This window comes from Secundilactobacillus hailunensis, from assembly GCF_005405185.1.
Lineage (GTDB): Bacteria > Bacillota > Bacilli > Lactobacillales > Lactobacillaceae > Secundilactobacillus > Secundilactobacillus hailunensis.
Genome location: NZ_BJDO01000028.1, coordinates 15,436 through 32,605, shown reverse-complemented (window position 1 = coordinate 32,605; position 17,170 = coordinate 15,436). Strand labels below are relative to the sequence as shown.

The following is a 17,170-nucleotide window of genomic DNA, read 5'->3' as shown; positions in this document are numbered from 1 at the left end:
TCCAGTGCTGTGTGTTTGGATCTAGGCATACAAAAATCCCTCCATAGTCATCAAATGAATTATTGTATTTCATCTGACAACCATAAAGGGATTATCGCATGATCAGTCAATTGACTGGTGATCAGGTCCTTTTGATTTCTTTACGCAACCTTTACGTGACCTCAACGTAACCAATACATTGAGGGCGTATACCTAAACTAGAAAGTGAAGTTGGCTCGGCTAGTGGAGGTGATCCAATCATGAGATTATTGAAGATACTTGTTGTGCTACTATTGTTTGTTGCGTTTAGCCGGCCGGTCACTGGAGCAGCAAGAACGACCAGTCAGACGGATAAACCAACAATTTCGCAGATGCAGCCTAAGATGAACGCCCAGATTCAAGTTGGTAACCAGGAAAGTCAGATCAAGTTTTGGCGGACGAATAATGCCCATGAACGGCAGGTCACGATTGCCGGTCTTACAATTTTGGTCATGATCGGGCTCACGGCAACGTGGGCGCGCCGGCGATTCTACTAACGATAACGAAAAAGAAACCCACTATGAGCAGTGCACATGCACACTGACTCATAGTGGGTTATTTTAATATGCTTGAGGACTTATTTTAGCGTTTCCTGACCGACGTCAGACGAGTTGGCTTAGCCATCGATCAGCCATTTATAGAGCCGCTGTAAGCCGGCTGGCCGGTCAGCTGGACTGAGCTTGGTGACGATTAGATTGATCGTTTCGCCAAGCCGCACGTTCTTCAAGGTATTGACGTTTCTCAGGTCTGTCTGATCAAACGTGTAGTCCAGCGGGATGTGGTCATTGATGCCACTGCCCGATTCAATGATATCACTGTTAAAGATATCCGTTACATCGGCACCCCGGCCAGTAGAATGGCTGGTCGACCAGTAGTAAGTTTTCAGCTTGCGCCCCCGTTGCGTCACAAAGTTCACGGCAACGTGATTGCTGAGCATCTGATGGGTACGGGGCATGAGCTCCTGGGATTGCAGATTGCGTCCTCGAGTGAGTAGCGATAGGCCAAATACGGTGGACAAACAAAGACAAATCAGGATAACAGCAGTGTGTCTTCTAGTTATTCGTGGTGACACGGCGCACCCCCTTTTGTCATAGCTCTTATGATTTGTAAGTATGCCATATAAATATAGCCAAACTACGATTTATTTATGAATAATTTGTGAACAGCAATGGTTAGTGAAAATTAGATGAGAAATGCATATTTGCGAGTGTTCTGCATATGGTTTGTATAACGTATATGTTATTATTTCGGAGAACCAAAAATAACAGATTAGGAGTTCATATCATGCAAAAGTTTCCTGAAGTATTTGGTACAACCCAGGAGTACAGAAACAAGGTGCTGAAGAAGGGCTATATCGACATTCAGAAAATACGGCCAGAAGATGTCATCGATGCTGAAGATGACCACAAGTGGCTGCCAGACTTTACGCAGGTCTACGCGATCATTAATATTGCGTGGACACAAAGCGACTACGATTCGATCCTACTAATGGCTAATCAGCGGCTGGTCAAGTGTCAACTGTCGCCGAACAAATTGATCAAACGGCTAGACGAGCAGTTTTTGCTGCATCCGGAAAACGACATCGGCAACTTGGCGAAAAGCATTGGCATTGACCGTCATGTGCCTTACTGCTGCGGTGATTTCTTACTGGTTCCGGTGGGCAACAAGGCCGCCAGCAATAACAGCTGGGTGCGGCTATCCACTGGTGGCGAGCTGTGGGAACATGATGGCAGGCAGTCATTAGTGCACTACCCAACCATTGGGGTGCTGCGGATTCCGCATGGGAAAAACGCAATCGATGGCCGCCGAAGTAAATGTTTCCAAATCTTGGTGTACTATCTTAGTGTTGCACTGACGATCTTAACCACGATTGAACTCAATCTAGAAAAGCTATCGGTAAAGCAGCTCAAGGAGATCTCACAGGGCAAAGATGACCACTTTCGAAAGAAGCTTCTCCAGAAACTGCTGGGGTGATTGCCGCCTACTACGTAACTATGGGAAGTCGGGTTTTAATGATTAAACATGAATTTTTGGTTACAAATTGGTCTAGGTCATTTATGATATAAAGTTATGCTGGTAGCTCGTTTATATAGACGCTTAAATCATCGGGCTTAAAGTCTCTCATCGGTTTCACTAAAAGGCAGTGCGATTAGCACTGCCTTTTGTGTCTGGCGGTTTTGTTATGCTGTTCTCGACCATAGCGCTATGGATCACTTATAAAAGGGGTTCATATCATGGAAAGAACAGCACAGACAGCGTTTGAATTTTTAGCAGCAGGCGACCATCAACTGATTATATATAGTACCTTAAAGAAACTCGGTATCCGCCAGAACGATACTAACTTTGAAGATTTGGTACAAGAGGGCTGGCTATTATTTGTGGCGATCTATCAAAAATACCCGCAGGAACCAACTGAAGCACCCAAGCAGTTTCTAGCCTACGCGCACCGAGCGCTGTACCGCAGTTTCTTAAATCAGCTGCAGGCGAAGCGGCGGGAAGCGAAGTATTTAGAGGAAAGCGAGGTTGATCTGTCAGGTGTGCCGCAGCCATTAGACGTGCACGCTGATATGGCGGACGCGGATCTATTGAAGGGCTGGCTGGGGAAGTGCAACGAAGCTGAACGGCGGTTTTTGATCGACCGGATCTATTATCAGTTAACGCCAACTGAGATCGGTAAGAAGTGGGGCGTTTCCCGCCAAACGGTGTATAAGTGGCAAAAACGCATTCGTAACAAGCTGATGGATTAGTATCCATAACGTGAACGTCATTGCAAGCAGGATGCTCTTCATAAAAATGTTACAAATTAGCCAAATTGTGAACACATCTATTTGATATGTTGAATATATTGAATAGGTCAGCGCTTATAGCACAAGAACGGAGGCATTCTTATGAAGAAGGTACTGATCCAAGTGGTCTCAGTGATCACGCTGGTTTTTGGCACCTGTTACCAAAGCGTGCTGGCACTGGCAGATGATCGGGAGCGAACCGAATTATCTGGCGTGCAGCTTAGCGATTCCCAAGGTAACAGGCCCAATCAAGTGAAGGTCAATGAGAAGAACGAGCTGGAAATGACGATTACGATCAATAATAAGGACGGTGAGAATAAGAAGGGCGAAGTCAATATGTGGCTGCCCGAAAGTCAATTAAAAGTGTTGCAAAGAAAAGTAAAGGCAGAATCTGCAGTACCAGATACCAAAGCGACGCTGATTTATGAAAAGCGCAAAAATCAGCAACCGCATTTAACCTGGCGGCACGTGGATACCAGCGCGACTTTCAAACTGAAGTTGCCAGTTGAATTTACGGCGACCATGACCAGTATGGCACTGCCAATCGCGGTGGATACGCAACGTGAATATCTGCAGCCATTGACGGTGGTCGATGCGAACACGAAAGACGAAGACCTGGCGCAGGCTGGTACAGCCACTGGCTTACCCGCGGATATAACACAGTCGCTGACATCATTTATCGAGGCCCAAAAGGCGCAGCAGGCGCAACAAGCGGCGCAGGAAGCCCAACAGGCACAAGATAAAGCAGATGCACAGCAAGCACAAGAAGCACAGGATAAGGAAGACGCCCAAAAGACACAAGAAGCACAGGATAAAGAAGATGCAAAACAACCAGAACAGAATGCTGAATCAAAAGCACCTGCGAAGGATGAAAATGAAGAAAAAGCCAAAGATGCTGCTAAGGAAGACGCAGCGAAAGAAGAAGCTGAGGCCAAACGGGACGCTGAAAAGAAGGCTGAACAAGAAGCCGCAGATAAGCAAAAAGAAGATGAAAAAACCGCTGACACACTGGATAAAAACCCACGTGCTGCAACGGCGGAGAGTAAGAAGGACGGTGTGGAACGGGAAGGTAATGATGAGGAAGCTGAACCTACAGATTTGGGTCAAATGTTAGAAGATAAACATGGTACTGCTGGTAGTTTGTTTAATAGTGTTTCCATAGAACGCGATGGTGTAACAACTGGGATTCTGACACACTGCTGGATAAGCTAGGTGATTACGATGTGAAAAATGGTGATTTCTATACCTTTAAAATTTATGGTCTAAAGGAATTCAATGGTACCAATACAGGTTCTCTGGGCTATCAAGGAGAAGAGTTCGCTACTTGGAAACTCACTGAAGGTAGTGATAGTAAAGGCAAATATCAAGAAATCAGAATTGAATTCACTAATGAAAAGATGAATGCTACAAACGTTAGGTATGCGCTATCGCTTAAACAAGAGTATAGCGGCAGTGGTCCAATTGACTTTGAGTATAACGGTGAATCAACTTGGACTGTTGATCCTACCGAAACTAAATCAATGCTAACAAAGAGTGGTAAATTTATCGAAAATCGACAGATCGAGTGGACAATTGATTTAGCTAATGACAGTGAGGACATGAAGTTTAACGACCTCGTGCTGGAGGACTTCATTAACACTCAAGGGACGAACCACAGTTTTGTAAAGGGCAGTTGGAAAGCTGTCGATACTGATACAAATGAAGATGTAACTAATAAGTTTGAAGAAAGTTATAGTAGCGATGGCAATCAACTGACTCTTAAGGGTAACGATGGTTCAAAAGTAGGAGAGAACATTCAATTTACCATTATTACTTCTTACGATAGATCTTCAAACGGTTCATTTTGGAATGAAGTGGGCGGACAGATTGGTGAGAACATTAACATCGAAAAGGTTAATGCTCATGTGGAAAACACAAAACTATCTAAAACCGCAACTAACTATAATCCTGAGACGGGTATCTACTCCTGGCAGGCCAATATTGATTTTAATTTGAGTCAATTTGGTAATGATGATCAAGCTATTGAAGCTATCCAAAACATGGTTATAACGGATACGCTGGCTGGATCGCATGAATTTGCTACTGATCCTAAGCTTAAAGTGATGATTGGTGATAAAGATGTTACTGATAGCTTTGCTATTGATGATGAAGCTAGTGGCAAAACTAAATTAGTTATCAAACCAATAGAGGATGCAGCCAAAAATCTGCATACCTTGTTGAAAGATAACGCTAACAAACCAATTACCTTGACTTACGATACTAAAGAAACTGCCGGTCAAGTGGGCTCTGCGGAGAACAATATTGGACTTGAACTTGAAGGCAAGACTTCTCACTTTGGAGCTTCTGGCAACAGTGGAGGATTAGTTGTAAAAGATGGTAATCTTTCACGGAAAGTGCATGAAGATGGGAAAGCACACATCAACTGGGAAATTACTGCCAATGAAGGTAACCGTGCTTTTACCACACTGAACGTGGTTGATGTACTACCAGAAAATATTGAGTATACCGATGTTAAAAACATCAAAATTAATGGTGCCAATTTATCTGCAGCTGGTGTAACAATGAGCGAAGGTACTGTTAATAACTTTACAAAAGACGGTCCATACGATTTTAGTCCAGATAAAAATGAAACGGGACGAAAAGCGCTTCAATTCGTTTTTGATTCCAATTTCTCAGGAGAGAAAATCGAAATTACTTTCGAGACTGTTCATAACTGGGGTAGCAATTCCCACACTAACTATGTAGGAGCTACGACAGAAGACGGACGTTACCAGTATGGTAATAAAGTAGTTACAATTCCAGATAATATTCGTGATGGTTCTGCCAAGTCTGGCGAACTGCACCTTGACCAAGAAAAGGGTGCCAAAGGTAATAATTATGTGACTTGGAAAGTTAATTTCGGTAGTCACTTAAACCATTACTTTGGTAACGGTGACAAGCAGACTAATAAAGTTACGATTACCGATACACTGAACGCGGATGGTGCTCAGTACCTGAAGTTTATTGATTCAGGTTACAAGCTGTACGCTTTGGACAATCGAGGCAATGAACGAGATCCAGCTGTGGTGCCTGAAGATGATTATAAATTGACATGGGAAACAGTTAATGACAATCAGCGGTTATTCACGATTGAATTTAAAGATGGCGCCAATGATAAGGGTTACACCAACTTCCGTTTAGAGTTCAATACACCAATTGACATCAATGCCTGGCAGAAGGGTGATGAAGAAGCATCGTCAATTCCAGGAATTTACTATTTCTGGAACAAAGCTCAAGTTAGCTATGATGACATTGAGCTTGATGAAGTTGGCAATCACGTTTCATTAAGTTCTAGAGGGATCTACGGTCAGAAAACCGGTAAATCTGACGGCACGAACATGATTGCATGGGAAGTCCTCATGAATGCATACAGTGAAGATATTGGTTATCCAGAAATCACTGATGAACTGTCAGCTGGTCAGATGCATTCGGTTAACGACATCGAACTAGCCTTTGTAACGCCTAAGTTTACAGCCAATGGGGATGGCTTCAACGTAGAAGTTGTTCCTGGCAGCCGGGAAATTAAGCTGGTCAAGGGTGAAGACTATGAAGTCCATCATGACAGCAACAGTAAGATGACGATTAAGCTGACTACTAAGGTTGACCAACCACTGGTCATCAGATATAAGTCAATCATGGAAGAACAGCACGCGTTATATTCGAACACTGCCAAAATATCAGCCGGAAGCCATTCTACTGAGTACATGGGCCGACATACACTTACAGGCTCTGCATTAATGAATAGCTGGGGACTGCGGTTCCGCAAGGTTGATGGCGATACTGGTAAAGCACTTTCTGGTGCAACCTTCCAGTTACAACAGAAGGTTGGCCATGGTGACTGGGAAGCTGCAAAACGGATGGACAACGATCAACCTTATGAACCAGTCGTGTCTAATTCAGAAGGTTATATTGAATATCTCCTGATGGGAACACGGGCGAAATATCGGATCGTTGAAATCTCACCACCGGCAAACTATTCCGGTCAAATGGGTCCGTTAGAGTTTGACAAAAAATCTGCCGAAGAAGCAGGTTGGACTAAAGAAGCGCATGAAATTAAGAACTACACGACAATACCGGGTAATTTAACGATTAGCAAAGCTTCTGAAAATCTCAAAGAAAATAGCTTTAACTTTGAGGTTCGTGCAGTTGATGAAGACGGTAATGTGAATACTCAGCTTCAAGGCACTTACAAGCTTCAAGAAGGTGGCGAAGTGACCTTCCACAATGGTGTGAGTGAAGAAATCTCGGTACCTGCTAACAAAGAACGGACAATCCTTGGCTTGCCAACTGAAAAAATTGACGATAAGGAAAAAAAGACTACTCAGTATTACGATGTCCGTGAAACAAGTACTAGTGATGATTACACCACACAGATTGCGGTCAACAATGACGATCCAATTTGGGATAAACAGACACAACCGTTCAGACTAAGTACCAGTACAGCTACCCCAGTGACGATATTCTTTACTAACACGCCTGCTAAAGGTCCTTTAGTTGTTAGCAAGACGGTTAGCAGCGAAGTTGAAGATGAACTAAAAGCACCGTATAAGTTCACGGTTGAAGCTGACCAAAAAGATAAAGTTGCTGGCAAAACTTACAAGGCTGAAGGAGCTGGACTTGAAGATCTAGAATTCGACAAGGACGGTAAAACAACCTTTGAGCTGACGAATACGCAGCAGGTAAAGATAAATGGCTTACCAGAAGGTGTGAAATTTACAGTTACCGAAGAAGCGACTGGTATGGAAACTACTTGGTCGATCAATGGTGGTAACTACACCAATGATACTGATGAAAATTCAGTGATAATTAATTCTGACAAAGTACAAAACATGGATTTCAAGAACAGTAGTACAAAGACAGGTCAACTGAGAATCACTAAGCAAATTGAAGGTAACATTCCGGCAAACGCTGAGTTTAAGTTTGAAATCAAAGCAGATCCACAAGTTGATGGCGAATACCCATATGCGACTTATGCTGGCTCGGAACAGCAACCTGATACTTCTGGCAGAGTTAAGTTCGAAAATGGTACCGCGACATTAACTTTAAAGGGTGGCGAGTATGTCAGAATCAATAACTTACCACTTGGCGAAAAATTTGCCGTGAGAGAAATTGATCCTGATGACAAGGATATTCAAACGACTTGGCAGATTGGCAGCTCAACTGGTGATGACCGTCAAGCGGACCCAATCACGCTGAAAAATGCGGATGAACTTGTTAACGTAAGATTTACCAACAAGTTGCCTAACGGTTCATTAACCTTGAACAAGGAAGTTTTAAACCGGCTTCCAGGTGATCAAAGTATTCGATTTGATTTCACCATTCAAGCTGATAAAGATGATATTGATAAGGTAGCGGGCAAAACTTTCACAGTCGAAGATAACCGTAGTCAACGAGAAAACATTACGTTTAACGATGACGGACAAGCCTCACTTCAATTACGTCATGATCAGTCAGTGAAGGTACTTGGCTTACCAGTGGGTACCCACCTGAAGATCTCAGAAGAAAAGCATTCTGACTTCGACATGAGCTATGAAGTTGTTGGCGATGAAGATGCAGATGATGAGGACAGCGACGGTCCGACAGTAACGGTTCCGGATGATAAGAACGTCTCCGTGAACTACACGAATGACCGGTCTACTGGTAATCTGCTGTTAGAGAAACACGCGGAAGGTTCATATCCAACGAACAAGGATATTGAATTTACCATTGAAGCCTTAGACAAAGATGGCAACACAGCAGATTTAACTGATGAATTTGATGCAACCTTGACACGTGCTAACGGTTCAACTACGACTCAGGAAGTGAACTTTGAAAATGGAAAAGTCGACGTTTCAATCAAGCCAGGTGAACGGTTAGAAGTTAAGAACTTGCCTAACGGTGACTACAAAGTTACTGAAGAAGGTCAAGATAAATCCGTGACGACCACTTGGAAAGTTGGCAACGATAGTGACACCGGATTAGTAGCCAATGCGACTGTTAAGAAGGGTGGCACTACCCATGTCGAGTTCACTAACAAGATTGATGATGGCGACTTGATGTTAGAAAAGAAGGCAGAAGGTAAGTATCCGACTGATAAAGACATCGGATTTACCATTACTGCTTTAGACGACAACGAAGATTTAACTGGTAACTACCAAGCAACCTTGACACACACTGATGGCACACCTGTTCAGAGAAATGTTAAGTTCGAAGATGGCAAAGCCGATGTAGCCATTAAGCCAGGTGAAAGATTGCTGGTTAAGAACTTACCTACTGGAAAGTACCAAGTTTCTGAAGACAAACAGGATGAGAATGTAATTACTACTTGGGACATCGGCAGCGCACAGGGACCACGAGAGGATGAAAACCCTGTAGATGCTGATCCAGTAGAAGTTAAAGAAAACGATACTGCTCATGTTCGTTTCGTTAACGACATTCCTGTTGGTAGTCTGGAACTGAACAAGAAAGTGCTGAGCCCACAATCAGGCGACCTGACAACTGAATTTACGTTCACAATTCAGGCCGACGATAACGATGTAAGCAAGGTAGCAAACAACACTTATGATGTTGATGCCAACTTTAATGGCAGAGATAATGTTAAGTTCAATAATGACGGACAAGCGACCCTCACTCTAAGTCATAACCAATCGGTGAAGATCCTTGGCTTACCTACAGGTGTCCACCTGCGGATTTCAGAAGAGCAACATTCTGATTTCAATGTGAGTTACACCATAAATGGTGACAAGGATGATGATGAAGATGGTCCGGCCGTGACTGTTCCAGATGGTAAAAACGTCGCGGTGAACTACACGAACACGCGACCTGATTACGGTAGCCTGGTATTAGAAAAACGGGCAGAAGGTGACTATCCGAAAAATGAAAACGTCGGATTTACCATTAACAAGAACATTGATAAAGCAGATGATGTTGAAGTAGATGAAGACTTTAGCGGTAAATTTAAAGCTACTTTGACACATGTTGATGGTATGACTGTTGATCGAGAAGTTGAGTTCGAAAACGGTACCACTCATGCGACCATTAAACCAGGTGAAAAGCTGCAGATTAATGGTTTACCTGCTGGACAGTTCCAAGTTATTGAAGACAATCAAGATGATTCTGTGACGACTACTTGGGATACTGGTAGTGCACAAGGTACAGATGAAGAAGCTAATCCAGTAGATGTTAAAGAAAACGATACAGCTCACGTGCTTTTCGTTAACAACATTGCCACCGGTAGCCTAGAACTCAACAAGTCCGTTGCTTCTCACGATAACGCGGATAAGGATAAAGAATTTGAGTTCAAAATTCAGGAAATCGGTAAAGATAGTGAAGATGACGAAGACGGAAAGTCACAAGTAGCAAGCAAATCCTATGACATTTCTGGATTGCCAAACACAAAACGGATTGAGTTCAACAAAGATGGTATTGCTACTCTTAAATTGAAACATGATCAAGCAGTAACCATTTCTGGCTTACCAGAAGGTGTCAAATTTAAAGTTACTGAAACTGTGCTAGATGATTTGGAAGCTTCTTGGAACGTGAACAACGATGGTGAATACAATCAATTAACAGGCGATAACTATCCAGAAGTGACTATCACGGAAGGTAAGACCGAAGTCGTTTCATACCGAAACACCCGTGATAAAGTTGGTAGCCTGCGAGTCGACAAGATCGTTAAGGGTGCCTACACGGATGACAATCGCGAGTTTGAATTTAAAGTGAATGCTGAAAAGCTTGTTAAGAAAGTTAACGAAGACCCTGATGGCGAAAATAACACAACTGAAGAATGGGTTTCTAACACCGACCTTAATGGCAAGAAGTATGATGTGAAAATTTACAGTCGCGACAAAAATGAACTGCTAGCAAACTCCGATGTCGAATTTACTAACGGAGCGGCAAAGCTTAAATTGAAAGCAGATCAGTACGCTGTGATTGACGGCTTACCGCTGAAGGGTGTGGAGAAAGAGGACCTCCGATTCCAAGTTAGCGAAGAAGACCCTGAAGTAGCTAATATGTCTACAACCTGGGCAGTGAATAACAGTGCGCCAGAAGCAGGACTAGTAGCGGGCCCTGTGACATTAGACGAAAACAAATTGCCACGGGTAACCTTCACCAACAGTCTTGAAACTGGTAACCTGGTGCTCGAAAAGAAGCTCTCAGGTGAACTGACTGACGCTGACCGGAACAAGACGTTTAACTTTACGGTAGACGCTCAGATCGAAGACACAGATAATCCGGGCGAATGGCAGACGGATGAGGACTTTGCTGGTACCTACACGGCAACTAAGACACCTGGAATGACAACGAGCAACGTGACCTTCACCAAGGGTCAGCTCAACGTTTCTCTGAAGGGTGGCGAACGGCTGCAGATCAGTAATTTACCGGCAAATATGCGCATGGTGGTTAACGAAACACCTGATACTGATTACGAAACTAGTCATCAGATCGACCATGGCAGCGTAAACCCGGGCACGACTACTGATCAGATCACCATTCCAAATGGTGCTGATGTGGCAGTCTCCTTCATCAACGATCGCCCAGCTCAGCCACAGACGGCTTGGCTATCATTAACGAAGTCAGTGCTGGGTGAAAACGGCGAACGTGATCGCAGATTCGAATTCAACATTCGCTTCCTGGATGATGAGATGAACCCGCTGACCGGTACCGTTGATTTCGTCAAAACTTCTCAAGTTGGTGGCTACACACCTGGTCAAATGATGCTTGATGTGGATGGCAACGGCACGTTGACATTAATGGATGGCGAGACCATTCGCTGGAACGTACCAAACGGGACTCACTATCAGGTGACTGAAAGTGACTACTCCGCAGACGGTTACCAGACAAGTATCAGTCAGGGCCAAGCACCAGAACGTGAAGGCTTAACCGCCACTGGTGTGGTCATGACTAACGACCCGGCTAATGCGAAGGTTGTTTACTACAACAACAGCATTACACCGCCTGAAGAAGAACCGCATGATGGCGACGATGACACGGATACAACTCCGCCAGACTTCGTTCCGCCAGCTCCCGAAGACGCGCACACTAGTGGTACCACGAATGGCACAACGGGTGGCGCATCGAGTGGCACGCTTCCTGGCTCAACCACTGGTTCAAGTACGCAGGGCACAACTGGCAGCCAAACAACACCACAAGCCCACATCAGTGATACCGGCAGCAAAGGTATCCTGCCTCAGACTGGTGAGTGGCTGATGAACCACTGGCTGATCGTATTAGGCCTCGTACTCTTAGCAACCGCAGTTGGGCTGATGTTCAAGGTAAAACGCAAAAAGGGTTAATTAAGTTCCTGATAGCTAAATGTTAAATGACATTTAGAAGTTAACCTGAAAGAACCCCAGTACGCTTTCCATATCATTGGAGCGCGCGCTGGGGTTTCTTAGTGCAATGACGAGCATCTCACGCTTGACCGCCCGTTAATAAACGCATAAAATTACAGCTGGAATTCAAGTTAATAAAATTGTTTTACTAACTCAGGAGGGATGAATGATTATTATTTTGTTATAAAAGTCTCTAAAGAACTTATCAAAAAGGGTAATATCAGGTTGCTTTGTCAAGCTTAAGTGAACTGACTGATTTTGAAAATAGTTTCCCTCATAATTCCCTTAAAATAACTTTTAAGGGGCTCTATCCGGTATAATTAGCTTGAGCCCACTGGGTATAAGTGGGTCACCAAACTTAATTAAACGAGGGAAATGTGATGTTAATTACCTACAAAGTTGAGCTTAAGCCAACGGATAAACAAGCTTGGCTGATCAATCAGCAGATAGCCGGTAGTCGCTGGGCCTACAACCTCTTTTTAGATATTAATCGTCAGCGTTATGAGTGTGGTTATCATTATATGGGAGCCTATGAGTTCTCAAAGTGGTTTAATCATGATTATTTGGAGGTGAATCCGGATGATCAGTGGATTAAAGAATTATATGCCAAGTCTATTAAACAGGCATTTATTGATGCGGATACAGCTATGAAACGGTTCTTTAAGAAGCTAAGTGGTTATCCGCATTGGCGTTCGTTTAAACGCGGACAGGGTAGTTACTACTTCGTTAAGAATGGTCAGAAACAGATTATTGCTTGTGACCGACACCGGATTAAATTGCCTAAACTGGGTTGGGTGCGGTTGAAAGAATTCGGCTATATTCCCACTGATGCTGAACACTTTGTCATCAAACAGGGGCGGGTGAAGCTTAAAGCTGGTCGGTATTATCTGACCTGTGTCGTAGAACAGGCTGATCCACTTCAACCTACATTAGATGGCTGTCCTATCGGCACTGACCTAGGATTAAAGAATTTTGCAATTTTAAGTAATGGTTTCACCTATAGTAATCAGAACAAAAGTAGTCGCCTGAAGCGAGTTAGGAAACGGCTCCGACGACTGCAAAGAAAATTATCACGCCAGTATCGTGCACTGAAGGCTAGAAAACAGAAAGAGGGAAAATCTGCTACTGATTTAAACCTAGCCAAAACTCAGCTGAAAGTGCAACGGCTTTATCAACGGTTAACCAATATTCAAATTGATTATCAAAATAAGATTGTGACCACCGTGGTGAGAACCAAACCGCAATGGGTTGCTCTAGAAGATTTGAATATTAGTGGGATGATGAAAAATCGGCATTTGGCTCAGTCTATCGCTCAGCAAGGTCTCTATAACTTTAGAGTGAAACTGATTACTAAATGTCAGCAATTAGGAATTCCGGTGCACCTCACCGGTCGTTTTGAACCAACTTCCAAGCTTTGTCATAACTGCGGAACTAAGAAAGTTAGCTTGAAGCTGAGTGAGCGTACTTATCACTGCCCTAATTGTCACTATACCAATGACCGTGATTTAAATGCTGCCCTGAATATTAGGGATACAGGAAACTTTGTCTTGGCCTACTAAAACAGGCTGCAAAGCATGTACCGGTGGCTAGCCGGGAATTAACGCTTGTGGACTATCATATCAACTGCAGTAGCGAGCATTGTGCGAGACGGGATAGGATGAAGCAAGAATAATCGTTAACTTGTTATAAGTTATCAGTAGCAGGATTTTGTATGAAGACGCAAGATGAACTTAAAAAAATTGCCGGCTATAAGGCCGCTGAACTAGTTGAAGACGGCATGACCGTTGGCCTTGGTACCGGGAGTACGGTGCGTTACTTACTCGACGCATTAGGCGAACGAATCAAAAAAGACGGCGTGCATTTTACCGGTGTACCCACTTCTAACCGGACGGCTGAATATGGCCGTAAATTAGGCATGGAGATCAAGTCGCTAGACGACGTTGATACCATTGATATTACGATTGATGGCGCTGATGAAGTCGACCCGCAGATCAACGGGATCAAAGGTGGCGGCGGTGCCCAGACTTGGGAAAAGCTGGTTGCTACGAACTCTAAGCAATGTGCCTGGATCGTGGACGAAAGCAAAGTCGTTGACCAATTAGGCAAGTTCCCGTTACCCGTTGAAGTCCTGGCATACGGCCACCATCAATTGGTAAAGCGGTTGGCTGACCTAGGCTACAAACCAGAAGTCCGTCAAAGGGATGGTAAGGTCTTTCACACGGATGAGGGCAACATCATTGTTGACCTGCATTTAGGTAAGATCGCCGCTCCTTACGACCTCGCTGATGAGTTAAGCAACATGACCGGCGTGGTTGAACACGGCCTATTTCTCGACATGACCAAGACGGTCGTTATTGGGACTCAGGACGGCGCGGTAGTTAAAACGAAATAGATCAGTTTAAGTGGTCCAGCCATCAATCAGATAATGATTACTGGCTGGACCGCTTTGCTGTTATAGCAGGGATAACAGCGTGTCATTTAGGCTAAAATGTACCGGTAAAAATTTCTCTTAAAAAATGGTACTTTTTGGTTGAAACCGGTTACATTCCATGATATTATAAAAGCGTGGAAGAGATAAGGAAGTCGGTACCAGGACGTTTCCAAGTTGTAGAGTTTTACCGATTAATGGTTGATCCCGTTTTGTAGATCGAAGCTAATGATTGGTAGCAAACAGCAACAACGTTTGGTTCCAACTGTTCAGAGTTTCCGATTTAAAGTTTTAAGATTCAAGTTTCAAGTTTTAAGATTTAGGTTTTAAAATTTAGTTTCTGAGATTCAGTTTCTAAAGTTTCTAAGATTCAGAGTTTTAAAGCAACAGGTTTTAAAGCGAGGATTTCTAACGAACCCTAGCCACCTAAGATTTTCGTTCCACCACAAATTGAATATGAGTCACCTGCTTAGCGTTTCGGCTAAAACGTACGAATATCTTAGATGTAGTGATATCTTCTTAGGGGTTAAAAAGGGTTCGAATGTGATGTAGGCTGGGTCTATGCGATGGTTATGTAATAACCTCTTGAGTGTAGTGAGTCGAGTTCATGAGATTCAAAAGCACCACAGTTTCATCTAATCTGATCCAACGGTAATTGAAACTGACATGTAGATGGCAAGCCGGTTACAACAGTTGATCAGAAATATGTATTTGAGGCGATAGATTATTAAATTAATGTTTACGAAGCGGGTAAGCTGGTTAAACGACTCCGTCTCTTCCAACAAAGTTTCATAGGGGCTCAAGGATGAATGCATCGTAACATATTCAGCCTTGAGTCTACTTTTATGGACTCATTTCGATACTATTCTATCCACCAGTAATGGTATAATGTAATTCCTTGGCAGGGGCAACATAAAGGATTTACTAGATATCCATTAATAGTAAATTCTTTTTTTATGGCCTTTTTTAGTGTTAGATTGCTATTTCTGAGAAGTTATTACGACTAACTTCGGTATTTCGGTGGCAATTAAACCGGTTCACTTATTGGATTTGTCGAATGTGTGTTTACGGAAGCGCCGAAACGGGGTAGAATAATATTTGCTTACTTATGTTTTTCTTAAGGAGTGAGTGGTGGTTACTACTAACGCTGTGTTTCTGGACTGGTAAATTTTTGAAAGCGCTCAACAATTCTGATCGTTTGGTACGCGCTTTGTGCCATTATTCTCAATTCAAGTCAGCAAGCGACCGTTATTGGCCAAGGCACTTTCTGAAGTGAGTCGGTTCAGCACTCACAGCAAAAATCAGAAAGAAGGTTTATTTTAATGTCGATGTACTTAATCGTCAACATTATTGGGGTCATTGTTTATCTCGGGATTGCATTTCTATTCTCGAAGAGTAAGAAGACGATCAACTGGAAATCAACTGCAATCGTCTTAGTGCTTAACTTGGTTATTGCTTGGATCCTAACGAGCTTTTCTTGGGGCCGAGACATCGTTTCCGGTGCCGCTGCAGGATTCAACTGGTTAGTTCAAGTGGCTTACAAAGGTATCGTATTCGCCTTACCTAACTGGGTCACACCACAATACGGTGGGACTGCTAAGTCAATGAACTTCGTTACCAGTTCATTACTGCCAATCCTATTGATCGTTCCAATGTTCGATATTTTAACTTACATTGGGGTCCTTCCCTGGGTCATCAAGTGGATCGGTCGCGGATTATCTAAGATCACTGGTCAACCAAAGTTCGAATCATTCTTCTCAGTTGAAATGATGTTCCTTGGTAACACCGAAGCCTTAGCCGTTTCAAATCTGCAGATCAAAACAATGCGTGCAGAACGTAACGTCACCTTGGCGATGATGTCGATGTCATGTATTACTGCTTCCATTGTTGGGGCTTATACCCAAATGGTTCCTGGTAACTACGTTTTGACTGCGATCCCGTTGAACATTTTGAACGCGATTATCGTCACTAACATTTTGAACCCCGTTAAGGTTTCTCCAGAAGAAGATACCATCGCTAAAGTTGGTGGTTCATCCGCTGCTGAAGAAGCTGAAATGGAAGATGGCAAAAAAGAACCATTCTTCTCATTCTTGGGTGATTCTATCTTAGGTGCCGGCCGTTTGATCTTGATTATTGCCGCTAACGTTATCGCTTTCGTGGCCTTAGCTGCCTTGATCGATAAGCTGTTAGGCTTGATCAACCCATGGTTATCACTAGAACATCTTTTAGGGATCGTCATGTTCCCATTCGCATGGTTGATGGGTCTGGACGTACACGATGCGTTCCAGTTCGCACAATACATGGGGACGAAGTTAGTCACTAACGAATTCGTTGTTATGGGTAAGATTGCCCCAACGATTCACAACGTGTCAATGTATGGTGCCCATTATCAAGCACAATTGACCGTCTTCTTAACTTCTTTCGCTAACTTCAGTACCACTGGTATGATTATCGGTGCCTTTAAGGGCTTGGCTGACAAAGAAACTAACAGCTTAGTTTCTAAGAATGTTGGTTACATGTTGTTATCAGGTATCTTGGTATCACTCTTATCAGCTGGTATCGTGGGCTTATTTGTTTGGTAATCA

The 17,170-nt window shown here is 43.4% G+C and carries 9 protein-coding genes; 8 read left to right on the top strand and 1 reads right to left on the bottom strand.

Going from position 1 to position 17,170, the window contains the following annotated elements; all coding sequences use genetic code 11:
* Positions 1-239 precede the first annotated feature (239 nt).
* Entirely contained in the window at positions 240-515 is a 276-nt protein-coding gene (locus FFM73_RS08275) for a hypothetical protein (protein WP_137631300.1), read from the top strand.
* Between the two features lie 119 nt (positions 516-634).
* On the opposite strand, the gene FFM73_RS08270 is transcribed toward FFM73_RS08275, so the two are convergent.
* The gene (locus tag FFM73_RS08270) at positions 635-1,090 is read right to left on the bottom strand and encodes a hypothetical protein (protein ID WP_137631299.1); all 456 of its coding nucleotides are present in this window, start codon (positions 1,088-1,090) and stop codon (positions 635-637) included.
* A gap of 212 nt (positions 1,091-1,302) precedes the next feature.
* On the opposite strand from FFM73_RS08270, the gene FFM73_RS08265 reads away from it, so the two are divergent.
* From FFM73_RS08265 to FFM73_RS08235, 7 genes are all read left to right on the top strand, one after another.
* Positions 1,303-1,992: a hypothetical protein gene (locus FFM73_RS08265; protein ID WP_137631298.1), complete on the top strand. Its 690-nt coding sequence runs from the start codon at positions 1,303-1,305 to the stop codon at positions 1,990-1,992.
* Between the two features lie 260 nt (positions 1,993-2,252).
* On the top strand, positions 2,253-2,765 hold the full coding sequence (locus FFM73_RS08260) for a sigma-70 family RNA polymerase sigma factor (protein WP_137631297.1): 513 nt from the start codon (positions 2,253-2,255) through the stop codon (positions 2,763-2,765).
* Positions 2,766-2,906: 141 nt separating this feature from the next.
* Positions 2,907-4,016 carry an adhesive domain-containing protein gene (locus FFM73_RS08255; RefSeq protein WP_137631296.1) on the top strand — a complete coding sequence of 370 codons (1,110 nt, stop codon included), beginning with the start codon at positions 2,907-2,909 and terminating at the stop codon, positions 4,014-4,016.
* Between the two features lie 11 nt (positions 4,017-4,027).
* Complete coding sequence (locus FFM73_RS08250; protein ID WP_137631295.1) at positions 4,028-12,118, top strand: LPXTG cell wall anchor domain-containing protein; 8,091 nt, start codon at positions 4,028-4,030, stop codon at positions 12,116-12,118.
* Between the two features lie 419 nt (positions 12,119-12,537).
* Complete coding sequence (locus FFM73_RS08245) at positions 12,538-13,716, top strand: RNA-guided endonuclease InsQ/TnpB family protein (RefSeq protein ID WP_235874485.1); 1,179 nt, start codon at positions 12,538-12,540, stop codon at positions 13,714-13,716.
* Between the two features lie 152 nt (positions 13,717-13,868).
* Positions 13,869-14,549, top strand: a complete 681-nt coding sequence (gene rpiA / locus FFM73_RS08240; protein WP_137631293.1) for a ribose-5-phosphate isomerase RpiA — start codon at positions 13,869-13,871, stop codon at positions 14,547-14,549.
* Between the two features lie 1,364 nt (positions 14,550-15,913).
* A complete protein-coding gene (locus FFM73_RS08235; RefSeq protein ID WP_137631303.1) occupies positions 15,914-17,167 on the top strand; it encodes a NupC/NupG family nucleoside CNT transporter in 1,254 nt (417 codons plus the stop codon).
* The last annotated feature ends 3 nt before the right edge of the window (positions 17,168-17,170 follow it).